The sequence below is a fragment of the Reyranella sp. GW821-FHT14A01 genome, from assembly GCF_058803965.1.
Genome location: NZ_JBXAPM010000008.1, coordinates 263,760 through 289,712, shown reverse-complemented (window position 1 = coordinate 289,712; position 25,953 = coordinate 263,760). Strand labels below are relative to the sequence as shown.

Annotated in this window: 17 protein-coding genes and 1 tRNA gene; 4 read left to right on the top strand and 14 right to left on the bottom strand. The window is 66.5% G+C overall.

Features of this window, described 5'->3' with window-relative positions; genetic code table 11:
- The first annotated feature begins 31 nt into the window (after window positions 1–31).
- Together AC1ROX_RS16410 and AC1ROX_RS16405 are read left to right on the top strand one after the other, a co-directional pair.
- Window positions 32–1,198: a hypothetical protein gene (locus tag AC1ROX_RS16410; RefSeq protein WP_493127001.1), complete on the top strand. Its 1,167-nt coding sequence runs from the start codon at window positions 32–34 to the stop codon at window positions 1,196–1,198.
- A 72-nt stretch (window positions 1,199–1,270) separates the two neighbouring features.
- Window positions 1,271–2,104, top strand: a complete 834-nt coding sequence (locus tag AC1ROX_RS16405) for a phytanoyl-CoA dioxygenase family protein (RefSeq protein ID WP_493127000.1) — start codon at window positions 1,271–1,273, stop codon at window positions 2,102–2,104.
- A gap of 100 nt (window positions 2,105–2,204) precedes the next feature.
- Here the strand turns inward: AC1ROX_RS16405 and AC1ROX_RS16400 are convergent, their stop codons facing one another.
- Entirely contained in the window at window positions 2,205–3,008 is an 804-nt protein-coding gene (locus tag AC1ROX_RS16400; RefSeq protein ID WP_493126999.1) for a class II aldolase/adducin family protein, read from the bottom strand.
- Between the two features lie 76 nt (window positions 3,009–3,084).
- Here AC1ROX_RS16400 and AC1ROX_RS16395 point away from each other — a divergent pair, with 76 nt between their 5' ends.
- A complete protein-coding gene (locus AC1ROX_RS16395; protein ID WP_493126998.1) occupies window positions 3,085–4,089 on the top strand; it encodes a methyltransferase in 1,005 nt (334 codons plus the stop codon).
- A gap of 56 nt (window positions 4,090–4,145) precedes the next feature.
- Window positions 4,146–4,221 (top strand) — tRNA-Glu (locus AC1ROX_RS16390).
- A 79-nt stretch (window positions 4,222–4,300) separates the two neighbouring features.
- Here AC1ROX_RS16390 and AC1ROX_RS16385 read toward each other — a convergent pair.
- From AC1ROX_RS16385 to AC1ROX_RS16325, 13 genes are all read right to left on the bottom strand, one after another.
- A complete protein-coding gene (locus AC1ROX_RS16385) occupies window positions 4,301–5,092 on the bottom strand; it encodes a Hint domain-containing protein (RefSeq protein WP_493126997.1) in 792 nt (263 codons plus the stop codon).
- Between the two features lie 142 nt (window positions 5,093–5,234).
- Entirely contained in the window at window positions 5,235–5,405 is a 171-nt protein-coding gene (locus AC1ROX_RS16380; RefSeq protein WP_493126996.1) for a hypothetical protein, read from the bottom strand.
- 26 nt (window positions 5,406–5,431) lie between these two features.
- Window positions 5,432–6,475, bottom strand: a complete 1,044-nt coding sequence (locus tag AC1ROX_RS16375) for a sulfate ABC transporter substrate-binding protein (protein WP_493126995.1) — start codon at window positions 6,473–6,475, stop codon at window positions 5,432–5,434.
- A gap of 18 nt (window positions 6,476–6,493) precedes the next feature.
- Entirely contained in the window at window positions 6,494–6,694 is a 201-nt protein-coding gene (locus AC1ROX_RS16370) for a hypothetical protein (protein WP_493126994.1), read from the bottom strand.
- Between the two features lie 389 nt (window positions 6,695–7,083).
- Window positions 7,084–7,353, bottom strand: a complete 270-nt coding sequence (locus tag AC1ROX_RS16365; protein ID WP_493126993.1) for a hypothetical protein — start codon at window positions 7,351–7,353, stop codon at window positions 7,084–7,086.
- 111 nt (window positions 7,354–7,464) lie between these two features.
- Window positions 7,465–8,388 (bottom strand): hypothetical protein, encoded by a 924-nt coding sequence (locus tag AC1ROX_RS16360; protein WP_493126992.1) that lies wholly within the window; start codon window positions 8,386–8,388, stop codon window positions 7,465–7,467.
- 407 nt (window positions 8,389–8,795) lie between these two features.
- Window positions 8,796–11,297: a malto-oligosyltrehalose synthase gene (gene treY / locus AC1ROX_RS16355; protein ID WP_493126991.1), complete on the bottom strand. Its 2,502-nt coding sequence runs from the start codon at window positions 11,295–11,297 to the stop codon at window positions 8,796–8,798.
- Window positions 11,294–13,348, bottom strand: coding sequence for a 4-alpha-glucanotransferase (gene malQ / locus AC1ROX_RS16350; RefSeq protein WP_493126990.1), 2,055 nt, complete (start codon window positions 13,346–13,348; stop codon window positions 11,294–11,296). The genes treY and malQ overlap by 4 nt, the downstream gene beginning before the upstream one ends.
- Window positions 13,345–15,114, bottom strand: coding sequence for a malto-oligosyltrehalose trehalohydrolase (gene treZ / locus AC1ROX_RS16345; RefSeq protein ID WP_493126989.1), 1,770 nt, complete (start codon window positions 15,112–15,114; stop codon window positions 13,345–13,347). The genes malQ and treZ overlap by 4 nt, the downstream gene beginning before the upstream one ends.
- Window positions 15,111–17,219, bottom strand: a complete 2,109-nt coding sequence (gene glgX / locus AC1ROX_RS16340) for a glycogen debranching protein GlgX (RefSeq protein WP_493126988.1) — start codon at window positions 17,217–17,219, stop codon at window positions 15,111–15,113. The genes treZ and glgX overlap by 4 nt, the downstream gene beginning before the upstream one ends.
- Window positions 17,220–19,427, bottom strand: coding sequence for a 1,4-alpha-glucan branching protein GlgB (glgB, locus tag AC1ROX_RS16335; protein ID WP_493126987.1), 2,208 nt, complete (start codon window positions 19,425–19,427; stop codon window positions 17,220–17,222). It lies immediately after the preceding gene.
- A complete protein-coding gene (gene treS / locus AC1ROX_RS16330) occupies window positions 19,424–22,729 on the bottom strand; it encodes a maltose alpha-D-glucosyltransferase (RefSeq protein WP_493126986.1) in 3,306 nt (1,101 codons plus the stop codon). Before treS ends, glgB begins: the two co-directional genes overlap by 4 nt.
- Window positions 22,726–25,899, bottom strand: coding sequence for an alpha-1,4-glucan--maltose-1-phosphate maltosyltransferase (locus tag AC1ROX_RS16325; protein WP_493126985.1), 3,174 nt, complete (start codon window positions 25,897–25,899; stop codon window positions 22,726–22,728). The genes treS and AC1ROX_RS16325 overlap by 4 nt, the downstream gene beginning before the upstream one ends.
- Window positions 25,900–25,953 lie beyond the last annotated feature (54 nt).

The window sequence follows — 25,953 nt, the reverse complement described above, 5'->3', positions numbered from 1 at the left end:
AGATTGGCCTCACATCAGCCCGGGAGTGGTCATGGCGTTACTGGACGCGGCGAAGCAGCTCCTTGGGAGGGTGGCGACGGCTGCCGCAGCGGTGCGAACCAATCGACAAAATCAACAGATGGCGCCCTCTCCGGAGGTTGAGCTTCTGGTACCCACCAGGCCGCTACAGATGACGCGTTTGAGCGCCGCTTTCTCGCACCTGGTCAATTCGACTCCGCTCTCCAGCCTCGACACCCCGTCGATGATGTCCGTTCCGGAGAAGCAGTTTCTCTTCGGCCTGGCGAGCCGCTACTACGCCGGCAAGGGCATCATTGTGGACGCCGGGATTTTCCTCGGCGCATCGACCCGCTGCTTCGGCGAAGGCGTTCGCTCGAATCCCGGCTTTGAAGAGATCGTGCGAGCCTGGCCGCAGCCGATCGTTTCGTTCGAGAGAGCGATCGTGAACCCCAACATGCCGGACTTCTTCAAGAGCCATGGCCTCGCCTTTTCGGCTGAACGGGGGGAGTCGTTCGAACCCGAACTGCGCCGCAACCTCGAGCCCGTGAAGGACCTCGTCGATCTTCGCATTGGCGATTTCAACCGCGCCGCCATTCCCGACTCTCCGGTCGAAATCCTGTTTCTCGACATCCTCAAGACGGAACGCCTCTGCCTTCGTGCTGTGCGAATGCTTTATCCGAAGCTGATTCCCGGGCGGTCCATCGTGATCCAGCAGGACTACTTCTACGAAGGGCTGCATTGGATAAAGACCCATCAGGAAGCCCTGTCGGCATATTTCGATTTCGTCGGGGAAATCGGCTCGAGCGCCGTCTTCCTGTGCACGAAGGAGATTCCCCAGGCGGTCGTGGATGAATTGGACAACGGCATGCCGTCTGCGGAACAACTCCGCCTCGCCAGCGTAGCGATGCAGAGATCGGCCGATCCGGCCCGTCGCTTCTTCATGGCCCTTTCGAAGATGCACCTGATCCAGGATCTCCAGGGCGAGACGGCGGCGCGCGCCTATCTCGACGTCGTCAGAGCCGACTTCCCCGAGCAGGTCGCTCAAACCGACAACAAGCGCCTGAGCCAGGCGTTGCGGGAGGCCGAAGAGGCGCTCGTCAGGGAGCCCCCAAGCACGCCCAGGAGCGACAGGGCCGGCAGACGCGGCAGGATCGCCAGACGCCGCAACCGGCAGCCCCCTCCGGCCCTGGGCGACATCTAGCTATGGTCTTCATTTTCTTGCGCGCGGCCTGAAGGCCCGCCAGACTCGCCTTCCCAGCACGGTGGAGGTCTCATGGCCGGACGTCTCACTGCCGACGAGGTGTCGCGCTATTGCCGCGACGGTTTCCATTTCCCGGTCCGCGTCCTGTCGCCCGAGGAGGCGCGGGCCTGCCGCGACCGCCTGGAAGAGCACGAGCGTGCGACGGGCGGACCGATCGCCGGAAACATGCGCCACAAGGTGCACCTGCTCTTCACCTGGGCCAATGCGCTGGCGCGCCATCCCGCCATCCTCGACGCGGTCGAGGATGTCATCGGGCCGGACATCCTCTGCTGGAGCACCACCTTCTTCATCAAGGAGGCGCGGTCGCCCTCCTTCGTGTCATGGCATCAGGACGCGACCTACTGGGGCCTCAGCACCGACGAGGTGATCACCGCCTGGGTGGCCTTTGCCGATGCACCGGTCGAGAGCGGCGCGATGCGGTTCTGGCCGGGCAGCCACATGCGCAACCAGCTCGAGCACCGCGACACGTTCGACGAGAACAACCTGTTGAGCCGCGGCCAGGAGATCGCCGTCGACGTGCCGGAGGGCGCCGGCGTCGACGTCGCCCTGAAGGCCGGCGAGATGTCCCTGCACCATGTGCTGCTGGCCCACGCGTCGGGGCCGAACACCACTAACGACCGCCGCATCGGGCTGGCGCTCCGCTACATCCCGCCCCATGTCCGCCAGCTCAAGGTGCGGGATTCGGCAACCCTGGTCCGCGGACGCGATCCCTATGGAAATTTCGATCCCGAACCCGCGCCAAAGGCCGATCTCGACGCGGCGGCGCTCGCCACCCATCGCGAGGCCGTCGAACGGTCGGCCAAGGCCCTCTACTCAGGCACCGACCGCACGACCTTCCGCGCGTAACGGAAGACGATCAGCTTCATAGGAGCGCGCCACTCCAGTGGCGCTCATGCCTTGCTGATAGACGAGCTTGAGCGCAACTGGAGTTGCGCGCTCCCTTGAGTCAGTGGCGCCAGCTGGCGTCGACCTTGTCGATCTTGCGAACGAGCGCTGCAAACTCGAGGTCGCCAACGCCCGCGGCGGACTCCCTCTCCGAAAAGCGGTCCATGTCGGCGCCGGACTTGGCCGCGAGATTGTCGCCCAGGATATTGAGCGTTCCCGCGGCGGCCGCGTCGAGCTGGATCTGGCAGGCACGCTCCAGCTGATAGAGGCGCAGGAAGGCCTCGGGCACCGAGCGGCCAGTGGTCAGCAGGCCATGGTTGCGCAGCATCATCGCCTGGTTGTTGCCGAGGTTCGCCAGCAGCCGCGCGCGCTCGTCGAGGTCGAGGCTAGGCCCTTCATAATCGTGGTACGACAGCTTGCCGTGGAAGGCGGTCGAGACCATCGACACCGGCAGCAGCCCGTCCTTCAGCGCACAGACCGCCATGCCGGCGCGCGTATGCGTGTGCATCACGACCTTGTGGCGCTCGGCATGGGCCATGTGGACCGCCGAATGGATGACGAAGCCGGCGTAGTTCACCGGATACTGGCTCGGCTCGACGATCTTCCCGTCGAGGTCGATCTTGACCAGGTTGGAGGCCGTCACCTCGTCGTAGTTCAGCCCATAGGGGTTGATCAGGAAGTGCGGCGCATCGCCCGGCACACGCGCGGTGAGATGGCCGTAGATCAGCTCGGTCCAGCCGAAATGGTCGACCAGCCGGTAGGCAGCGGCGAGTTGCCGGCGCAGCACCCATTCGCCGTCGGCCGGCGACAGTGCGTGCACGTCTATGCCGGTGAGCGGCAGTTCGGAAGCGATCGGCATGTCCATGGCGGGGTCCTCCAGCGGCGGCGACGAAGCTTAGGCCCGCGCGCTATGGTCAGGCAACCAAGGAGGGAACGCGAGAATGCCGGAGAACCAGCGCCTCGACACGACACGGTTGCAGAAGATCGCCCAGGCCTACTGGGAAAGTGCCGCCCTGATGGCCGCGGTCGAGCTCGACATCTTCACCGCGATCGCCCACGGTCACGACACCATCCCCGCCGTCGCGAAGGCCGCCGGGATCTCCGAGCGCAATGCCGAACGGCTGCTGACCGTCCTGGCCGCGATGACGCTGCTGTCGCGCGACGGCGAACGCTTCGCCAACGCAACCGATGTCCAGCGCTTCCTGGTCAAGGATGGCGAGCGATACGCCGGCCCGTGGATCCTGTTCACCAAGCCGCGCTGGAAGGCCTTCGGCGAACTCTCGGAGCGCCTGCGCGACCCGCAGGAGAACAGGCTGGGCGCCTACGTGAACTTCTCGGTGGAAGACGCACGGCGCTACCACGCCGCCACCTACTCGATCGGCATGGGCGCCGCGCGCCTGTTCAGCCGCAGTGTCGACCTGTCGGGCCGCAAGTTGATGCTCGATCTCGGCGGCGGCTCCGGCGCCTACAGCATCGTGGCGACCAGGACCTATCCCGGCCTCAAGGCAATCGTGCTCGACCTGCCGCCGGTCACGGTGGTGGCGGACGAATACATCGAAGCCAAGGGCGCGGCCGACCGGGTCCGCACCCTGCCCGGCGACTTCACCGAGACCGCCTTCCCGTCGGGCGTCGACGTGGTCGTGATGGCGAGCAACCTGCCGCAATACGAGCCGGCCCTGATCCGCCTGGTCGTCGCCAAGGCGTTCGCGGCCCTCGCGCCGGGCGGCGAGATGCACCTGATCGGCGAGACGCTGCACGACGACCGGAACGGCCCGCTCTCGGCCGCGCTCTGGGGCCTGAACGAAGCCATCCAGAACAGCACCGGCCTCGCCCACACCGAATCGGAGGTGAAGGGATATCTGCAGGGTGCGGGCTTCACCGATGTGGCCGTCCATCCCTTCGTGCCCGGCGTCCTGTCGCGGATCGCCGGCCGAAAGCCCGCCTGAATGAGCGGGGTTGCGTCCGCGCGGGCATTCGACTATCAGTCCGCCTCTGGCCCTATGCTCCCTTCGTCTAGAGGCCTAGGACGTGGCCCTCTCAAGGCTAAAACACGGGTTCGAATCCCGTAGGGAGCGCCAGCCGGGAAGCCTTGGAAACAAGGACGGCTCCCGGCTACGGCTGGCCTGACATCCATGGAACTCCGGCAAATCCCAGGGCCTACGCAGCTCGCGCCAAACCGAGCCCCCGCTCCTCAATCTTGTCCCGGATGATGTCGATCGGCTGGCGCCGGTCGATCATGACCGACGCGGCACTGCGCAGGTGGGACCGGAGCCTGCTGCGGCCTCCGTCGAACGCCAGATGCGGCGCACAGCGGTTCATCCCCGTCCTGTAGAGAGATTCGCAGGGCGCCCCCTGCGCGATCAGGATGTCGTTGCGCTCGAGTTCGATGCCGAAGAATTCGAGGACGTCCCGGCCGTCATACGTCATGAAGGCGATGCTGGTGCCGTTGACCAGGTCGCCGGCATTCATCAGGAAGCCGTCGACATATACCGCGTGCAACGCCGTGACGCACAGATCTTCGGTCGGCGAGTTCTCGTCCAGAGCACCGCGCCGGATCACGACCGGGAGGTTATGGGGATTGCCGTCCCAATAGCCACCCACCCAGTTCAACGTGTGATCGAGCATCGCCTTGATCGGGGCGAAACCTCCCGAATGCACGGCGACTTCGTCGCCCGCCTTCAGGGTTTCGACCGGCCGATAGCCCTCGCGCGTGAGGATCTGCGTGCCCCGGGCGAAGCAGCTGCCGCCGGGGGTCGGGATGGGGCGCGGCGGCACGGGGCGAACGGGCGGCACGGGGCGAACGGGTGGGACAGGACGAATGCGATCGAGGGCGGGCTGCGCCTGCGCCGACGACTGTCTGTTCGGAAAGGTCGCCGCCAGGAGCGCACCCGTGATCAGGCCGGCCGTTTTCAGCGCATTGCGGCGTGCGCGATCAATTTCTCGCCTCATGCCAACCTCCAGCAAAGAAGTTTGTTCGGGCTGATGCTGGAAGATGTGCCCTACGCCGATCCAACGCCATAGGGATCATGCAGGGCGACCCGGTACATCGGAGTTACTCCAGATGTATGATAGTCGCTCGATGCCCGCGCTTTCATCGCCGGGATTCGGCTCTCCTCGCGGGCATCCGCCCCTCCTCGCCTCGCTCGCGTTCATAGTCGTCGTTCGAGACCATCGGGATCAACCCTTGCGACTTGCGAGGTTCGACGAACAACCGGTTCCCCTGCCGCCCGTGATGCGGCAATTCGAGCTTGATCGGTGGCATGGGCAGTCTCCCAATGCTTGGCCGGTTCACCGCGTCGCGGCTTTGCCGGACGGCTTGTAGATGTGGTCGAACACGCCGCCATCGGCGAAATGCTCGGCCTGCGCCTTGGTCCAGCCACCGAAGACCTGGTCGATCGTCACCAGCTTGATCTTCGGAAACCGCGCCAGGTCGGCCGGGTCGGCCGCCTCCGGCTTGAAGGGGCGATAGAAATTGTTCGCGATGATCTTCTGCGCCGCCGGCGAATAGAGGAAATCGAGATAGGCCTGCGCCACCTTGCGCGTGCCGCGCTTGTCGACGACGACGTCGACCAGCGAGACCGGCGGTTCGGCCAGGATCGAGAACGGCGGCACGACGATGTCGAACTTGTCGGCACCGAATTCCTTCACCGTCAGGAAGGCCTCGTTCTCCCACGCGATCATCACGTCACCGACCGCGCGCTGGGCGAAGGTCGTGGTCGAGCCGCGTGCTCCCGAATCGAGCACCGGCACATTCCGGAAGATCTTCTCGACGAAGCCCTTTGCCGCCGCGGTGTCTCCTTTGGTGCGGTCGAGTTCATAGGCCCAGGCAGCGAGATAGTTCCACCGCGCCCCGCCCGAGGTCTTCGGATTCGGGGTGATGATCGAGACGCCCTCCCTTGCAAGATCGAACCAGTCCTTGATGCCCTTGGGATTGCCCTTGCGCACCACGAACACGATGGTCGACGTATAGGGTGACGCATTGTTAGGCAGGCGCGATTGCCAGTTCTCCGGCAACCGCTTCGATTCGCGCGCGATCGCGTCGATGTCGCCGGCCAATGCCAGGGTGACGACATCGGCCTCGAGCCCGTCGATCACCGAACGAGCCTGCCTGCCGGAGCCGCCATGGCTGGTGCGGATGGTGACCTTTTGGCCGGCCGCGGCCTGCTCCTTTGCGAAGGCGTCGTTGAGCGCCTTGTAGAGCTCGCGCGTCGGGTCATAGGAGACGTTGGTGAGGACGACCTCCTGCGCCGTCTGGGCGCGGACCGCGACGACGGTGGACATGACGCCGAGCGCGATGGCCAGGGCGACGAAGAAAGTCTGACGGGTCGACATGATGGCTATGCTCTCGGATCAAAAGGGACGGGAAGCGGCGGGACGCACCGTGCGATGCAGCCGGGCCGCGGCCAGGCGCGCATGGCCCGGCGTGGTGAACTGCGTGCCGTCGAGTTCGAAGAACGGGCGCGCGGTCGCATGGAAGCGGAAGGCGTTGCCTTCGCGCAGGACGATGCCCGCAGGCTCGCCCCAGATTTCGACGATGAAGGGATCGGACATGGCTTCGCTCCTCCGGCCGAGAGGGCCGGTCGTGGCGTTACGACAACTGCTTGAAGGAATGCCGGCTCAGAAAAGCCGACAGGTCGTGTTGCACATGTCGCGTCGACAGAGGGCGCGGAGGGGGTTCGGCACAGGAGGCTGGGTCATCGCTCAATCATCCGTCGTGACGGAGCCCACGAACAACGTCGTGACGCTTTAGCCTTGGTGACGCGGGGCAAGCTGCTCCATCAAAACCGCGGTCTTCCGACCCTCCTGAAATGCCTGCGATCCCGCCCGGGAACAATAACTGTGATTGCCAAAATCGAGGCCCATCGTGAAAGAGCTGCGATGGAATCGGCCCCGCGAAGAAAGTTCTTTGCCCGACGGCGAATGAAGCGACCGCGGAACCGCTAACGACGCAGAACGGCTCCGATCAGCATTTTGAGAATCTGCTTGATGACCATCCGTCCGCCGATCCGGCCGACGCGGCTGGCGATCGGTCCAAGGGGGTTCGATGGCCCGGCAACGGGGGGAGCCGGTCGGGCCTGCGGCTCGGCAGGAACAGGCGACTGAGCCATTTCGGCCTGTCTCTGCTGCATCATCTGGGCCTTGCGCCTTCGACGCTTGAGCTGCCTTGCCGCCTGTCGGTCTTCTGCGCCTCGAACTGGCTGATCCGTCATTCCACGATCCTATTCAGCCCATCCATTGTTCATATATGGTGAGGCAGCGCAAAAAAAGAACGCCGGCGCGGTGTCACACCGCGCCGGCGTTCAAACGATTGTCAGGATTTCTTACCAGAACCGCGTCGAGCCGAGGAACGTGACGGACGTCCGTTCGTCGCGATGGCGGGCTCCCAGGGCGGCGCCGGCACAGGCCGCCGCACAACCGATCGCCAGCGTCGCCGCCGCGAGAAAGGCCGCAATGATCGCGGTCTTGCGGGCGGCCTCCGCCGCATCGCGGGCCTTCTGCTCGGCGGCCTTCAGGTCGGCATAGGTCTCGTCGACCCGCTTCTCGGCGTCAGCCTGGGACATACCCGTCTGGTTGGCCACCACACTCGCGAGATAGGTCCGGTCGCGGGCATCCAGTTGCGGCGTGGTCAGGCTGGTGGCCAGGGCGCGTGCCATCGGCGCCTCTAGATCGGCACGCGTGCGCGGCGTGGCGTTGGGCTGGGCCGCCGGCGCGCCGGCCGGGCCCGGGGCCAGCAGGCGGTCGATCGCATAGTCGGTCGGCCGCAGCGAGAGCTGGCCCATCGCTGGATTGGACGCGGCACCCGCCGTGCCCGCAGCCGCGATGGCGGTCGTGGCCTTGCCGGCCGCGGAGACGACGGCGCCGACACCGGAAGCTGCAAGCGCCGCGCCGAGCAGCACGCCGATCGCCCACACGCCGAAGCCGTGCGCGCCGTCGCGGAAGTGGCTTTCGGTCTCATCCGTCGTAAGCCAGGGCGCGCGCATGCGGCCGGCGACATAGCCGCCCGCCGCGAAGCTCGCGACCATGACGAGAGCGAGATAGACCGCTGCCAGGATGGCGGCCCCCTTCGCCGTGACACCGGCATAGGGATAGGGCGACACGATGCTGAGGCCCAGCGCGGAGCCGAAGGCCAACAGCACGACGGACATGGCCGCGGCGCCGAGGGCGCCGAGGATCACGGGACCCCAATCGAGATAGCGAAACGGAACGGTCTCGACGGGGACGGCGGTGGTGGTGACGGTGGCCATGGCCATGTCCTACCGAAGGCCGAGGAAGGACAGGACGAACATGACCACGACGACGAGACCGACCAGATAGATGATGCCATTCATGTGAATTCTCCTCAGATGAGGAGGGGAACGCCCACCTCGCGTGCGAGTTCCGCGGTCACATGCACGGCGCGCAGTATCTCTTGGTCGTCAAAGAATTCTCGCGGGTCGGGCGCCACTCCGACTGACCATGTTTGGCTACCTACGCACCGTGAGGTCATGGTCGCTGCCATCCGGATATCCGCTTTTGGGCGTGCCCCCGCTCAAGGTGGGCCCTCCCCGGCTCCCGTGCGTCGAGCTGCGTGTCTGCATTCCACGCCGCCGCGAGTGGTCATTGAATTACACGTCACGCCGTTGTCTCGCCAGCCGCGTTATCAACAATCGCCTTAGCCTGGCGAAAAGGAGGTAACGAGCGCCACCGGAAGGGCTTTCAACAGCAGATCGAGTACGATCGGCCCGGACGTCAGGTCGATGCTGCGACCGCTAAGAATATCATGCACCGCACCATCGGCGTCGAGCTTCAGACTGGTGTCGCGCCAAGCGTCGGGTCGAAATGCGAGGCTCCCTTCCTTCGACATCAGCGGCGCGACAAGCCGCGGGACGACGACCAGTATCCAATCGTTACCCAGCTGCCGCCTGAAAGCGACGACGGAGTCGCGTGCCGGACCATTGATGTCGACCGGACGGTAGGTACCTTCGGCGAACAGCTGCGGTGCACGCTTGCGCAATGCGAGGGTGCGCCGGATCAATGCCTGCTTGATGCGCCCGTCGCGCCAGTGCCGGGCCAGATTGGGCAAAGATGCGTCGTCCGTTTTCGCACGCGCAGCAAAGTCGACCGGCCGGCGATTGTCAGGATCGACCAGGCTGAAGTCCCAGAGGTCGGTGCCCTGATAAATGTCGGGTACACCGGGCGCGGTGAGCTTGAGCAGGCCCTGCGCAAGGCCGTTCACAGCCCCCGCCGGTGCAATGCGGTGAACGATGCCTAGAAGATCGTCGAGAAGATCGGGCATCCCGTCCTCGGCGACGAGGCGCATCGTGAAGGAGCGCGCGGCCTCTTCGTACGCCTCGTCGACGGCCGCCCAGTCGCTCCTGAGCTTGGCCTCACGCAGCGCCTTCTGCTGCCAGCCGCAGAGCCGCTCGGCGAAGACCTTGCGGCCCTCCGCATCGCTGCGTGCGAGGTCAAGCGGCCAGGCGCCGACCACCATCTGCAGCAGCATCGCGATGTCGCCCGGTGTCGGGTGCAACGACGAAGTGTCGATCCGGCGCGACAGCAGGCTGGTCCAGTCGGCGCTGAGTTCGCTCAGGACCGCAAGGCGCGCCCGCAGATCCTCGCCCCGCTTGTGATCGTGCGTGGCGGTGGCGAGCATCGTGTGCGGATAGTCCGCGCGACGCCGCTGCATGCGCGCATGGAAGGCGTCGACGCCGATCGAGAAGGTCTCGACGTCGAAGCCGACATCGTTGCGCGACAGAAGACGGCCGTAGCGATAGAAGCCGGTATCCTCGACCGACTTGGCGGCGACGGGCGCGCTCAACTGCTGGAAGCGTGCCATCGCGCGCGGCCACGAGCCTCGCGATGGCTGTGGCGTCAGCATCGCGGCGAACAAAGGCTCGACCGCCCATCGATCGGTGGCCAGGCAATTCCTTGAAACGTGCGCAGCGACCTCGCGCAGGATCGCGGCATCATGCCCGGAGAGAACATGGCCGGTGCCATAGGTGCGATAGACCGGAACATGCGCGAGGAACTCGGCCAGCAGCCGGCGCAAGGTCGGCCGCGGAATGAGGTCTCCCATGATCTCTTGCCAGGCCGCGGCACAGGCTTCGAGCTGCGCCGAGAAGCTTCGTGCCACGATCTCGCGCCGCGCCTGCAACTCCTCCGGCGCGAAGGTCGCGGGCCGGCCGGTGAGTTCGGCCCAGCTTTTCGCCAGCAGCGGTTCGCCGTTCGCGTCGTGCTGGAGCGCGTTCACCTCGTCCATGAAATCGTAGCCGGTCGTGCCGTCGCAGCCCCAGTCCTGGGGCAGTGTCTCGCCCTTCAGCAGGATCTTCTCCACGACAAGCCAGGCCCGCGGCCGTCCGTGCTGCTCCGCCAGTTGGTCGAGGCGCGCGCGCAGGTCCCGGCAGTAGCCGGCGGGGTCGGTGAGCCCATCGACATGGTCGATGCGCAGCCCGTCGATGACGCCCTCGGCATAGAGCCGCAGCGGCAGAGCATGGACCGCCTCGAAGGTCTCCGGCCGTTCCATGCGCAGGCAGACCAGTTCGTTGATGTCGAAGAAGCGACGCCAGTTGATGCGGTCGCCAGCCACCCGCCAGGAGTCGAGCCGGTAATGTTGCCTTGCCAGCAGGTTGGCAAGGCTGCCGCGGCCCTCGGCACTCCCGTCGCAAAGCGGGAAGGCGTTCTCGAAGTAACGCAACTCCGGCCGGCCTTCGTCGTCCGTCGCGACCGACAGTTCGCCGGCCTTGATGACCTCGGCGAGGGGGCGCCCCAGAATGGGCAGCAGGATCTTGGCCGGCCCCTCTTCCGTCGGCTCCCAGTCGATGTCGAACCATTCGGCGTGGCGGCTCGCGCGTCCCCGGCGTAGCACGTCACGCCACCACCCGTTGCGCGTATCGGCGGCCATATGATTGGGCACGATGTCGAGGATCAGGCCGACACCGACGGCACGCAGCGCGGCGGCCAGCGACAGCAGCCCTTCCTCACCGCCCAGTTCCGGATTGACCCTCGTCGGATCGATCACGTCGTAGCCATGCATCGAGCCCGGCCGTGCGACGGCGATGGGCGAGGCATAGACGTGGCTGATGCCCAGTGCCGCGAACCACGCCGCATGAGGCGCGGCATCGGCAAAGGTGAAACCGCGATGGAATTGCAGCCGCAGCGTGGCCCGCGGGATCATGGACGGCGCGCGACGATCGTGGCGGCGCGACGGGCCACCGCCGGATCGTCGAACAGGTTCGCCGCCGGCGGTTCAAGACGGCGGCGCCAGTTCGGATGTTCGTCGATCGTGCCCGGAAGATTGGGTTGCTCGGCAAGGCCCAGCAGGTCTTCCAGCGGTGCCAGCATCAGCGGCGCCGGCGAGCTGGCGACGAAGCCCAGAGCCGCATCGACGACGGGCGCCGGATCATCAAGGCCGGGCGCCGGACCTTCGCCGGTCCCGGCTACCGTGAAGGCCTGCCACAGGCGGCGGCGGTCGCGCTGCCGCCCCTCGATCTCACCTTCGGCCGAGAGGCCGAGCGCGCCCCTCGTGTCGATATCGCTGCCACGCCACCAGCCGGCGACGGTGGGCAGGTCGTGCGTCGTCGTCATGGAAACGGCGTCGGGCCGCCAGCGTGCCGGCGTCCGGAAGCTGCCGCGGTTGCGTTCGAACCACATCACGTCCATCCCGGCGATGCCCGCCTGCGTGAGGCGGCGGCGGAAGCCGCGCGGCACGGTGCCGAGATCCTCGCCGATCACCACGGCGCCGTGCCGGTGCGATTCGAGGGCGAGCAGCCGCAGGAAGTCGTCCAGGGGATAGTTTAGATAGGCGCCCTCTGCGGCCGAGGCGCCCTCCGGCACCAGCCACAGTCGCTGCAGTCCCATGATGTGATCGATGCGGACGCCGCCGGCATGGCGCATGGCTGCCCGGACCGTCGACAGGAACGGCTCGAAGCCGGTGGCCCTGAGCGCCTGCGGCGAGAAGCCGGACAGGCCCCAGTCCTGGCCCGCACGATTGAACTCGTCGGGTGGTGCGCCGATGTTCAGCCCCAGCAGCAGGTCGCTCTGGCGCGACCAGGCATGGCTGCCGGCGCGGTCCATGCCGATGGCGAGGTCGCTGATCAGGCCGATCTTCATGCCTGCCCCGACCGCGGCCGCCTGTGCCGCCGCGAACGAGCGCGACGCCAGCCATTGCAGGAACTGGTGGAAGCGGACCGTGCTGCCTTCGGCCGCCAGAAAAGCGGCCATCTCCGGATCGTCGGGCCGCGCGAGCCCTTGCCGGAAGGCCGGCGGCCAATCGCGCCAGTAGCCGCGCGCCGGTTCGCCGCCCAGCCACTTGCCGTGCAGCGCCTCGAACAGCGCGTGGCCCTGCAACAGGTCGCCGCTCTCTCTTACAAACGCGGTGAAGTCCTCCGCCAAGCCGGTGTCTTTTGCCGTGTCCTGTCTCTCGAAATCCTCGAACAGGCGGCGCAGCAGCGCGAGCTTCGCTTCAGCCGCCGGCCGCCAATCGACCAGAGGCGCCTGCTCCAGATCCTGGCCGTCGCGGCGGTGCTGAGCCACGCGCTCCGGTCCGAAGACGATCTCAGGATCGGCAAACAGCGGGTTGAAGAACAGGCGGCTCGACGGCGAATAGGGGCCGTAGCGGCCGGAATCGGCGGCGAAGAGACTATGCGCCGGGCTGAGCGCGATCGCATCGGCGCCGTGACGCGCCGCGCCTTCGGCAAGTTGGCGCACCGCCGTAGCATCGCCGATGCCGCCATCGCCGGCGCGCCGCAGACTGTAAATCTGCGCCGCAACGCCCCACAAACGTTTGCCTCCGGCACGCTCCTCGATCGTCACGCAGCGCGGCGGGGCGACCGCGACCGTCACCTGGCGGTCGCCGAATTCCAGCCGGTGATAACCGACCCGGTCGAGGGCGGGACCGATCAGTCGATCACCGCGCAGGGAGAACCGAAGCGATGCCGAGCTGCCGTCCTCGTAGGTGATCTGCCCCCTCGCCGCACCGCCGGTGCCGCGCGGCAGGGCGAGCCGCGTTCCGGCCTGTAGGGTGACCAGCGGCGGCAGCGTATTGGGCTGATCGAGCTTGCGATGGCTGTTCTCGATGTCGGCAGGTGTTGCCGCACCGAGACCGAGGGCGGCGAGGATGCGGTGCAGCGACCCGATCGACACCTGCTGTGGCTGGCCAAGGGCGTCGGTCCAGGTCTCGGCCAGGCCGGCCGCGCGCGCGAGGTGGCGAATGTCCTCGTCGCTCATGGTGCCCGCACGATCAGCGCCACCGTGGTCGCACCGGCGAGCCGGCCGCTGCGCGCCGCCTTGGCGGCTCCGGCGCGGGACTCGAACAGAAGGTCGCCCTGAAGGTTCTCGATCCGCGCGGGCTCGCCACCGAGATTGGCGGCGATCACCAAGACCGTGCCATCGCCCAGCCGCCAACGCGCCACGACCGACGACGGCTCGACGGCCGTCGCTCCCAGGGATTTCGCTCCCCCGAGCCGAGGCATCAGCGCCTGAAGGCGGATGCCGAGAAGTTCGCGATAGAGCCGATGGCGCGCCTTGTCTTTCTGGGCGCCCGGCAACGGACGGCTCTGCTCGAAGGTCGAAGGCTCGTTGGGATCGGGAATGTTCGATGTCCCCTCGCCCGGCGCAAAGCCCTTGAAGCCCGCAAACTCGCGGCGACGGCCTTCGCGGACGGCATTCGCCAGGTCGCCGATGTGATCGGTGAAGTACAGGAACGGCGAGGTCGTGGCGTCCTCCTCACCCATGAAGATCATCGGCACATGCGGGCAGAGAAGCTGCAAGGCGATCGCGGCTTCCAGCAAATCCGGATCGACATGATCGGTCAGGCGATCGCCGAACGGCCGGTTGCCGATCTGGTCGTGGTTCTGGAGGAAGAGCACGAAGGCGGTTGGCGGCAGATCGTTGCTGGGCGTTCCGCGCGCCTCGCCCTTGCGATAGGCCGAGGGATCGCCCTGGTAGACGAATCCCTCTGCAAGCGCCCGCGCCAGCCGGTGGGCTGGCCGGTCGGCATAGTCGGCGTAGTACCCGTCGTTCTCGCCCGTCAGCATTGCATGCAGGACGTGGTGGGCGTCGTCGTTCCATTGGGCATCGAAATCGCGCCGCAGGTGGTCGGCCACGTTGCCGTCATGCTCCAGCACGAGATGCACATGACGGCCGGGCTCGACTGAACGGCGGACTTCGGCCGCCATCTCGTCCAGCCAGTCAGCCTCGGAGATCGCATGCACGGCGTCGAAGCGCAGCCCGTCGAAGCGATATTCCTGCAGCCAGTAGAGGGCGTTCTCGGTGAAGTAGCGACGGACCTCGGGGCGGCGGAAGTCGATCGCGGCGCCCCACGGCGTCGCGATATCGTCGCGGAAGAACCGGGGCGCATAGGCCGAGAGATAGTTCCCGTCGGGCCCGAAGTGATTGTAGACGACGTCAAGGAACATCATCAGCCCGATGCCGTGCGCCGAATCGATCAGCGCCTTCAACTCGTCGGGCGTGCCGTAACTACGGTCGGGCGCGAACGGGAGCACGCCGTCATAGCCCCAGTTCCGCCGGCCCGGGAAATCGTTGATAGGCATCAATTCGATCGCCGTGACGCCGAGTTCGGCTAGGGCCGGCAGCGCCGCCTGGACGCCTGAAAAGCCGCCGAAGGCCCCGACATGCAACTCGTAGAGAACCGTCTCGTGCCACGGCCGGCCGCGCCAGCCAGCGTGCCGCCAGCTGTAGCCGCGAGGGTCCACGACGAGACTGGGCCCGTGCACATCCTCCGCCTGGGCGCGCGACGCCGGATCGGGGACAGCGAGCCCGTTTTCGAGGCGATAGCGATAACGGACGCCGGGACCGCAGGAGACTTCGGCCTCGAACCATCCGCCCTCGAGGGCTTTCATCGACACCGGTGAAAGGCCTTCGACCTCGACACTCACCTGCTTTTGCGCCGGCGCCCAAAATCGGAAGCGCGTCGCGCCGGACGGGAGCAACGCCGCGCCGAACGGGAGATCACGCACGAACCAGTTCTTCATTCCTTCGCCTTGGTGGCCAGTGCCAGCACGACGCTACGCGGTCCGACCACAATCTCTTCTTCCTCGAGGTCGCGCTCGGCCGCGTCGGGCACGGCGCTATCCAGCACAATGCGCGTCGGCCAGCGTGGTTCCGGCAGCAGGAAATGGCAGTCCGCGCTGCCTGAGTTGAAGAAGGCCGTCACCAGGGTCACGGAGCCATCGTCGTTGGGACCCGCGCGCCTCAAGGCAAGGCAGCGATCCTCGGCGTTGTTCCAGGATTCCTCCGAGATGATCTGGCCGGACGCATCGAACCAGGCGATGTCGGGAACGCCCTCGGCCGGGTACTCCCTTCCATGCAGGAAGTACGGAGACCGAAGCACGGGATGGCGATGGCGCAGCGCCACGAGCCGCGCGACGAAGTCCATGAGAGTCTTACCCTCAGGTTTGTCGAGCAGGCTCCAGTCGATCCATGAGGTCTCGTTGTCCTGGCAATAGGCGTTGCTGTTGCCGTTCTGTGTTCGGCCGAACTCGTCGCCACCCAATAGCATGGGCGTTCCCTGGGCCAGGAACAGCGTGGCCAGCATCGCGCGCTGTAGCCGCCGGCGCGTGTCGAGGATCAGAGGGTCCGTGCTCGGCCCCTCCTCGCCCCAGTTGCTCGAATAGTTCTCGCCGTGTCCGTCCTTGTTGTCCTCGCCATTGGCTTCGTTGTGCTTTTCGACGTAACTCACCGTGTCGAGCAGCGTGAAGCCGTCGTGACAGGCCACGTAATTGATCGATGCCCAGGGGCGCCGATGCCGGCGATCGAACAGGTCGCTCGATCCAGCGAGGCGCGCGGCGAAGTCGGCGCGCTGGCCCGGATCGCCGCGCCAGTAGCGTCTCACCCCGTCGCGGAACCGGTCGTTCCATTCGGCGAAGCCCGGCGGATGGTTGCCGACCTGGTAGCCGCCCGGCCCGATGTCCCATGGCTCGGAGATGAGCTTCACCTTCTGCAGCACCGGATCCTGCCGGATCGCGTCAAAGAAGCCCGATCCCGGATCGAAGCCATGCGCCTCGCGGCCCAGGGTCACGCCAAGATCGAAGCGGAAACCGTCGACATGGAACGCCGTCACCCAGTAGCGCAGCGAGTCCATGACCATCTGCAGGACGCGCGGCGTCGACAGGTTGAGCGTGTTACCGGTGCCGGTGTCGTTGATGTAGTGGCGCGGATTGTCCGGCAGCAGCCGGTAGTAGCTGGCATTGTCGAGGCCGCGAAACGACAGCGTCGGTCCCATCTCGTTGCCCTCAGCCGTATGGTTGTAGACGACATCGAGGATCAGCTCGAGTCCCGCCGCATGCAGGCGCCGCACGGCGATGCGCAACTCGTCCAGCGTGCCGTCGGAGAGATAGCGCGGCTCCGGCGCAAAGAAGGCGAGGCTGTTATAGCCCCAGTAGTTACGCAGCCCCTTTTCCAGCAGATAGCGATCCTGCACGAAGGCGTGGATCGGCAGCAGTTCGACCGTCGTGACGCCGAGGCGCCGCAGATGGTCGATGAACACCGGATCCCCCAGGGCTGCGAAGGTGCCGCGCTCGTTGGGCCGAAGGTCCTGACGCATGACGCTGAGGCCGCGGAGATGGGCCTCGTAGATCACGGTGTCCGACCACGGCACGGCCGGCGGCCGGTCGTCGGCCCAGTTGAAGCTCTCGTCGGCGACCACCGCCTTCATGACGCCCGGGGCACTGTCGCGCCGGTCGAATGACAGGTCGGCGCGCGGGGAGTTGATGCGATAGCCGTAAAGCGCATCGGCATTGCGCATCTCGCCGGTGAGGCGCCGCGCATAGGGGTCGATCAGCAGCTTGTGCGGATTGAAGCGATGGCCGGCCTGCGGCTCGTAGGGTCCATACGCGCGATAGCCGTAGGCCAGGCCCGCACGGGCGTTCGGCAGATAGCCGTGCCAGACCTCGTCGGTGCATTCCGGCAGATCGAAGCGGGCAAGCTGCCGACGGCCTGAGGGATCGAACAGGCAAAGCTCGATACGGGTCGCGTGCGCGGAGAAGACCGCGAAGTTGGTGCCGAGACCATCCCAGGTCGCGCCGAGCGGGTACGACGCGCCCGGCAACAGCCGATCGGGCCAGGGGGACGCCGCCACTTAGTCCTCGCCGCGTAGGATCACTGTCGCGAGCGGCGGCAAAGTGAGTTGAACCGACTGGGAATGCCCGTGCGACGGCGTGTCTACCGCCGTCACGCTTCCGTCGTTGCCGAGGTCGCTGCCGCCGTAGAAGCGTGAATCCGTGTTGGCCACCTCGCGCCAGCGGCCGGGCTTCGGAACGCCGATTCGATAGGCGTGACGCGGCACCGGCGTCATGTTGCAGACGACAAGCAGCGGCTTGGCCGTGCCGCATGTGCGGAGGAAGGCGTAGACCGAATTGGCGCGATCGTCGCCCACGATCCAGGCAAAGCCCGCCGGGTCGGTGTCGGAGCCATGCAGCGCCGGCTCGGCCGCGTAGAGATGGTTGAGATCGTGCACCAGCCGCTGGATGCCGGCATGAGCGCCGTCGTCGAGCAGGGACCAGTCCAACTCGGCATCATGGTTCCACTCGCGCTCCTGGGCGATCTCGCTGCCCATGAACAGGAGCTTCTTGCCGGGATGCGCCCACATGAAGCCGAAATAGGCGCGGAGGTTGGCGAAACGCTGCCAGCGGTCGCCCGGCATCTTGCCCAGCAGCGATCCCTTCCCGTGCACGACCTCATCGTGAGAGATCGGCAGCACGAAACGCTCGGAGAAGGCGTAGATCAGGCCGAAGGTCATCTGGTCGTGGTGATAGGCGCGATGGATCGGCTCGTGCTCGATGTACTGGAGCGTGTCGTGCATCCAGCCCATGTTCCATTTGAAGGAGAAACCGAGACCCTCCGGCAGCGGCGCCGAGACACCGGGCCAGGCCGTCGACTCCTCGGCGATCATGATCGCGCCGGGACAACGCTCGGCGACAACGGCATTCAGGTGGCGCAGGAAGCCGATCGCCTCGAGATTCTCGCGCCCGCCGTAAATGTTGGGGATCCACGCATCAGCCGGCCGGCTGTAGTCGCGATAGAGCATGGAAGCGACGGCATCGACCCTCAACCCGTCGACATGGAAGCGCTCCAGCCAGTGCAGCGCGCTGGCGATCAGGAAACCCTGCACCTCGCGCCGCCCGAAATTGTAGATGTAGGTGTTCCAGTCGTGATGGTAGCCCTCACGCGGATCGAGGTGCTCGTAGAGCGCCGTGCCGTCGAAGCGGGCCAGACCGTGAGTATCGGTCGGGAAATGCGCCGGCACCCAGTCGAGCAGCACGCCGATGCCCGCGCGATGCGCGGCATCGACGAAGCGCGCGAAGGATTCGGGCGGTCCAAAGATCGCGGCCGGCGCGAAGAGACCCAAAGGCTGGTAGCCCCAGGAGCCACCGAACGGATGCTCCGTCACCGGCAGCAACTCGACATGGGTGAAGCCCATCTCCTTGACGTAGGGGATCAGCCTCTCCGTCAGGAAATCCCAGAGGGGCCGGTCCCCTGCTCCGGTACCGTCCTTCTGCCGCATCCAGGAGCCGGCATGGACCTCGTAGATGGAAATCGCCGCCTTCGCCGACTGCCGCTCGGCACGGCCGGCCATCCAGGCTTCGTCATGCCAGCGCAGGTTCGCGGCGGGTGCCGCAACGATCGACGCCGTGGCGGGCGCCAGCTCCGCCTGCTGTGCAACAGGGTCGGCCTTGTCCGGTAGGCGCGCACCACCGGGTCCAACGATGTCGAACTTGTAGCGAGTCCCCGGGCCGAGGCGCGGGATGAAGATCTCCCACACGCCCGCCGCGGGCCGCAGGCGCATCGGGTGCCGTCGCCGGTCCCAGGAATTGAAATCACCGATCAACGCGACGCGCTGGGCATTCGGCGCCCAGACGGCGAAGCGCACGCCCTCTACGCCGTCCATCGACAGGACATTGGCACCCAGCGCTTCGGCCAATTCGAAGTGCCGCCCCTCGTTGAAGAGGTGCAGGTCGAGATCACCCAGCGCAGGACCAAAGGCGTAGGCGTCTTCCGTCTCCTGCACCGCGCCGGGCCACTGGATGCGCAGCAGGTAGGCACCCGATTGCTCGACGGGTCCCTCGAAGAGGCCGGCGGCGAGGCCGGGCGTCAGCGCGCCCCACGGCCGGCCGTCGTCGCGGCCGACTACCTCGACCGCCTGGGCGCCCGGCACGAAGACCCGAACGATGCGGCCGGCCTTGCTGTCATGCGGTCCCAATACGGCGAACGCGTCGAGCGGGCGGCCCGCCTCCAGCGCCTCGGCCGTCTCGCGATCGAGCCGGCCGGCAGGCGTCACCGCGTTCATGTGCTCTCCTGCGGCGGCGTTTCCCGCAGCAGCCGCGCCGTCAGCCGCGACAGGCCCGACAGCGGGATCGGCACCCAACTCGGCCGGTTCGCCGCCTCGTAGCAGATCTCGTATGCGGCCTTTTCCGCCAGGAAGAAGTCGAGCAGCTCGCCGTGGTCCATGCCGGGCATGCCGACCGTCGCCTCGCGATAGGTCTTGAGGAAAGCGCGCTGCGCGCCCTTGCGCAAGCGGGTCACGAGCGTGAGGCGGCGCACCGGCGGAATGCGGTTGACGATCAGGTTCTTGGGATCGAGCGTCGCGGCCGCCGCATAGTCGAGCGATCGCAGCAGGCCCGCCACATCACGCATCGGGCTGGCCTTGCGCCGCCGTTCCTCCATCGGCCGCGCCGGCTCGCCTTCGAAGTCGATGATGTAGGCGTCGGCGCTGGCAATCAGCACCTGGCCCAGATGGAAGTCGCCATGGATGCGCGACACGATCGAATCGAGGCCGCTCTGCGCGAGCTGTTGCAGTAGCGCGGTCAATGCCTCGCGCCGGTCGACCAGGCGCTTCGCGTCGGCGGCCGCAGCGTCGCTGTCCCAGCTCTTGATGCCGGCGATCGTATCGATTGCCCGCGAAAGCAGAGACGTCGCCCTTTCGGTCCAAGCGGCAATATCGTCGGGTGTAGCGCGACGCGGCGAGAAGGCTTCGTCCGAGGTCTCGCGCGCCAGGACCTGGTGCATGGCGCCGAGCTGGCGGCCGATCGTGCCGGCGAAGGCGTGATAATCCTCGATATCGTCGTCGCGCGACTCGGCCGTGGCCTCGCGGCTGGCGAGATTGTCTAGGGCGCGGTTGAACTGGCTCAGGGTCCAGGTCCAGGCATCGCCCTGGTTGCGCACGAAGGCCTGTGCCACAGCCAGCGCATGGCGCTCGCCGTTCGGCGCGATGCGGGTCACCTCGCCCAGCAAGGTCGGCGCATTGGCGAAGTTGTGGCTCGTGAGATAGCGGCTCATCTCCGCCTCGGGATGCTCGCCCGCCTGGATGCGGCGGAAGATCTTGAGCATCACCGCCTCGTCGACGACCAGCGAGCTGTTGGACTGCTCGGCCGACAGCCAGAAGACCTGCGAATCGGCCGGCCGCTGCAGCAGCTCGACCTTGTCCGCCGTCGGTTCGAAGACGATCTTGCCCTCCGGCCCTTCCAGCGTGACGCCCGCCGCCATCGCCGCCAGCATCTCGCGGGCGAACTCCGGCACAGCGAAGGCATCGGTCAGGAGACCGATCCGGCGCCCGCGTCGTACCCGCGCCAAGGCGAGCTGTGCTGGCAGCGCGGCGGCTTGCTCATCCTCCCAGCTCATCGACAGAGGCAGCAGCCAGCGGCTCGTCTCGTCGCCTGCCGTCACCTCGACCTCGCTCAGCAGCAGGTCTCGTGTGCCGCCCCCGGGGAGTCGCGCCAGATAGGCGAAGCGCGCCGTTTTCAGCACCTTGTCCTTGGCGCCGAACCAGCGGCGTTTGGCGAGGTACGGCGGCAACGACTCCCGCTCCAGCATCGGCGCCGAAGCCTGTACACCCTCGCCCAACGGTCCACGCAACACGACGGTGACATAGTCGGGCAGCGGCTCGGGCGCGGGCGTATGCCACGACGGCGCCTCGGTCTCGCTGGCCAGGATGAACCAGTAGAAGCCGTAGGGCGGCAGGGTCAGCAGGTAGGTCAGCTGTCCGACCGGTGGGAACAGCGAGCCGCCGTTCAGCTCGACCGGCACGCGGCCCGCGAACTCCGAGAGATCGAGTTCGACCGCCTGAGGCGTGCGCGAGACGTTGGCGACGCAGAGGATCACCTCGCCGTCGAGCTCGCGCAGATAGGCCAGCACCTTGCGGTTCTTTGGGTAGAGGAAGCGCAGCGTGCCGCGGCCGAAGGCGCCATGAGTGCGCCGCACCGCGATCATCTTCCGGGTCCAGTGCAGGATCGAATGGACATCGCGCGTCTGGGCCTCGACGTTCACCGTCTCGTAGCCGTAGAGCGCGTCCATGATCACCGGCAGCGCGAGTGCCGCGGGATCGGCACGCGAGAAGCCGCCATTGCGGTCGGGCGACCATTGCATCGGCGTGCGCACGCCGTCGCGGTCACCGAGGCGGATATTGTCGCCCATGCCGATCTCGTCGCCGTAGTAGATCACCGGCGCCCCCGGCATCGACAGAAGCAGGCAGTTCATCAGCTCAATACGGCGGCGATCGCGCTCCAGCAATGGTGCCAGACGACGGCGTATACCGAGGTTCAGCCGCGCGCGCCGGTCGGTGGCGTAGGTCTCCCACAGATAGTCGCGCTCGGAGTCCGTCACCATTTCGAGCGTCAGCTCGTCGTGATTGCGCAGGAAGATCGCCCACTGGCAATTGTCGGGAATCTGCGGCGTCTGGCGCATGATGTCGGTGATCGGAAAGCGATCCTCGCGCGCCAGCGCCATGTACATGCGCGGCATCAGGGGGAAGTGGAACGCCATGTGGCATTCGTCGCCCTGACCGAAATACTCCTTGGTGTCCTCGGGCCACTGGTTGGCCTCGGCCAGCAGCATGCGGCCAGGATAGGCGCGGTCGATCTCGGCGCGGATGCGCTTCAGCACCTGATGCGTCTCGGGCAGGTTCTCGTTGTTCGTGCCCTCGCGTTCGACCAGGTAGGGCACCGCGTCGAGCCGAAGCCCGTCGATGCCCATGTCGAGCCAGAAGTGCATCACGCCCAGCACCGCTTCGAGCACGGCGGGATTGTCGAAATTGAGGTCCGGCTGGTGCGAATAGAAGCGATGCCAGAAATAGGCCTTGGCCTCCGGGTCCCACGTCCAGTTGGAGCGGATGGAATCGATGAAGATGACGCGCGTGCCGTCGTATTTCTGGTCGGTGTCGGACCAGACATAGAAGTCGCGCTCGGGCGAACCCGGCGGCGCCAGCCGCGCGCGCTGGAACCAGGCATGCTGGTCCGATGTGTGGTTGATCACCAGCTCCGTGATGACGCGGATGCCGAGCTTGTGTGCCTCCTCGATCAGCCGCTTCACGTCGTCGAGCGTGCCGTATTCGGGATGCACCGCGGTGTATTCCGCGATGTCGTAGCCGTCGTCGCGGCGCGGAGACGGATAGAAGGGCAGCAGCCAGATCGTGTTGATGCCCAGCTCTGCGATATACGACAGCTTCGAGATCAGGCCGGGGAAATCGCCGATGCCGTCATTGTTCGAATCGAAGAACGACTTCACGTGCAGCTGATAGATGATCGCATCCTTGTACCACTGCGGATCGGTCGCGACCGGCAGGGTGGCGGGCGTCTCGGCGACGGGGGCGTTCATGCGGCGCTCCGGGGCGACAGGCGCCAGATGGCGAAGGGAAGGACGGACGGATCGAGGCGGAGATGCTGGTTCTTGCCGTGCCAGGTGAAGCGGTGACCGTCGACCAGGTCCTCGACCTCGATGGCACCGTCGTCGGGCAGCTTCCATTCCCACAACGGGATCTCGAAGCCGGTCTCCTGGGGATGGTGGGGATCGAGGCTGACCGCGACGAGCACCATGTCCTCGGCACCCGGCACCCGCTTGCCATAGACCAGCATCTGGTCGTTGCCAGCATTGTAGAAGGTGATGCCGAGATGGCTCTGCAGCGCGGGATGCGCCCGGCGCAGCCGGTTGAGCATCGTAACCTCTGCCACGATGTTGCCCGGCGCCGCGAAGTCGCGCGGCCTGATCTCGTACTTCTCCGAATCGAGATATTCCTCGCGTCCCGGCAGGGCCGCCGCCTCGCAGAGTTCGAAGCCGGAATAGACGCCCCACAGGCCCGAAAGGGTCGCGGCAAGCGCGGCGCGGATCAGGAAGCCGCCGCGGCCGGAGCTTTGCAGGAAGATCGGATTGATGTCGGGCGTATTGACGAAGAAGTTCGGCCGGAAATAGTCGGCGACCTCGGTCGTCGCCAGCTCGCGCATATAGTCCATGAGTTCCTGCTTGCCGTTGCGCCAGGTGAAGTAGGTGTAGGACTGCGAGAAACCGACCTTGGCCAGGCGGTACATCATCTTCGGCCGGGTGAAGGCCTCCGACAGGAACATCACGTCGGGATAGCGCCCGCGGATGTCGCCAATCATCCAGTGCCAAAATGGCAGCGGCTTGGTGTGGGGGTTGTCGACGCGGAAAATGCGGACGCCCTCTTCCACCCAGTGCAGCACGACGTCGCGCAACGCCAGCCAGAGCGCGGGTACGGCGCCTTTGGCGTAGAAGTCCACGTTGACGATGTCTTCGTATTTCTTGGGCGGATTCTCGGCGTACTTGATCGTCCCGTCGGGCCGCCGCTTGAACCAGTCCGGATGCTCGCGCAGCCAGGGATGGTCGAGCGAGCATTGGATGGCGAAGTCGAGCGCGATCTCCAGCCCCTGCTCTCGTGTCGCCGCCACCAGCCGGCGAAAATCCTCTGGCGTGCCGAGCTGGCTGTGGATGGCGTCGTGGCCGCCGCCCTCGCCGCCGATCGCGTAGGGGCTGCCGACATCGTCAGGTCCCGGCGTCAGCGTGTTGTTGCGGCCCTTGCGGTTCGTCTTGCCGATCGGGTGAATGGGCGGGAAATAGAGAACGTCGAAGCCCATTGCGCGCACGCGCGGCAGGGCGGCGATCACATCGTCGAATGTGCCGTGCTGTTTGGCATCGTCCGTCAGCGATCTCGGAAACAATTCGTACCAGGACGCGAACTCGGCCTGTGGCCGTTCTACATCCACCGCGAAGGGGCCCACATCGGTCCGGAAGCTGCGCTCGGCTGTGGCGGCAACCGTCGCGCGTGTGGCGGCCGACGTCAGCAGCGCGACCGCTGCCTCCACTTCCGGTGCCTTAGCCTCGGCCAGCAGGGCCTTGATCCGCGGCTCCTTCTCCAACTCCCCGAGGAAGATCGCCGCCTCGGTCAGCTCCACCGTCACGTCGATGCCGGCGCGATGCTTGACCTCGAGCCCGTGCGCCAGGCTGCCATACTCGTCACGCCACGCCTCGACCGAGAAGTAATGCCGCCCGATCCGGTCCGGCGTCACCGTCGCGCGCCAGCGATCGTTGGCGATATGCGTGAGCTTCGCGGCCTTGCGTTCGTCGTCGTCGGCCGACCACCACAGGACTTCCGCGCCCAGCAGGTCGTGTCCGTCGGCGAAGATGTCAGCCTCGATCACCAGCGGCCTTCCGACAATGTGCTTGGCAGCGAAGTCACCGCCGTTCACCGAAGGGCTCACCCTTTCGATGACGACGGGCGATTCTGCCGCCGCGGCATTGGCTTCGCGCTTGCCGGACTTCTTGCCGTTGCGTACGGGCTGGCTTGGCGTCACATCGAGCACGCGGACTTCTCCCGGTTCCAGGGTGGCGCACGACCCGGTACCCGTGACACCCAACGCGGCGCCTGCCGCGGGCGGCAGGATCGCGGGGTCGAAGGGCAGATCGCGTGCGCGAAAGGGATCAGTGTTGAGGGCGACGACCGCGCTTCGCCTGGCACTGCGGGCATCGGCTCCGTCCGTGCGCAGCAGGACGGTCACCGTCTCCGCGGGACTGGTGAGCGAGCGCAAGCCGCCGCCAACGCTCTTGCGGGCCATCTCCTCCGCCAGTGCCGCCGCAGACTGCAGTGAACTGTCGTCGCTCATCCCATGTGGCACGAAGAGGCCGTCTGAGGTGGCGGCGGCCAGCATCAAGGACCGGGCCGATACAGCCGGGGGTGCCGACTGAGCGTCGAACGGTATGCCGGCCACGCCAAGCACGGGCGCGATCCGCCGCAGCGATTCATGTTCGTCGATGAACCAGGAAGCCCGGCCGTCCCACCACGAGGTCGACGCAAAGACAGCCGAAAGATCCGCGCCCACAAGTTCGCCGTGCCGCGACCAGAGCAGTCCCGGGGTCCAGCCCCAGAACGCGCAGGCGGTCTTCGCCTTTGTGCGGTCGACGATCCGGCGCAACGCCTGTGGCGGCAGGTCGGCAAGACCAAGGAGACGAAAGCCCTGCGCTCCCGCCATGACCAGTTCAGAGAGACGTTCAGCCCACCAATGCGCGGCAGCTTCCTCGGCGCCGTTGCGGAGCAGAGCCGACGTCGCATCGCGCCGGGCGAGCCGGGGATCGAGCGGATTGAGGCCCGGCTGGCTGTCATAGACGCCGCCCAGCGCCTGCGCCGACGGGCCGCCCAAAGCGACGCGGTCGAGGACGATATCGACGAATAAGGCGAGCCCCGCCTTCTCGCAGGTCTGGCGCAAAACCTTGATCAGGTCCGACGGCATCCCGACGGAGGCCAGATTCGCAATCGAGCGATCGTGATTGGAAACGAGAAGAGGATCGGCGCCCTCACCGAGGTCGAAAACCGGTCCGACGCAGAGGTGATTGAACCCGGCAAGAGCCGCTTCATTCGCGATGTCTTCACACGCGGAAAGGTCGCGCAGTCGGCGCAGATCGACATGCAGCACCTTTATGGCACGGCCTTTCACCGTGGCCGGCACGACGGGCGCCGCCGAAATCGATCTCTCCCTCATGGGAATGAAACCCCGCACCTGCGAAGAGGTTGCACTGCGAAGGGGCCGGCCTGC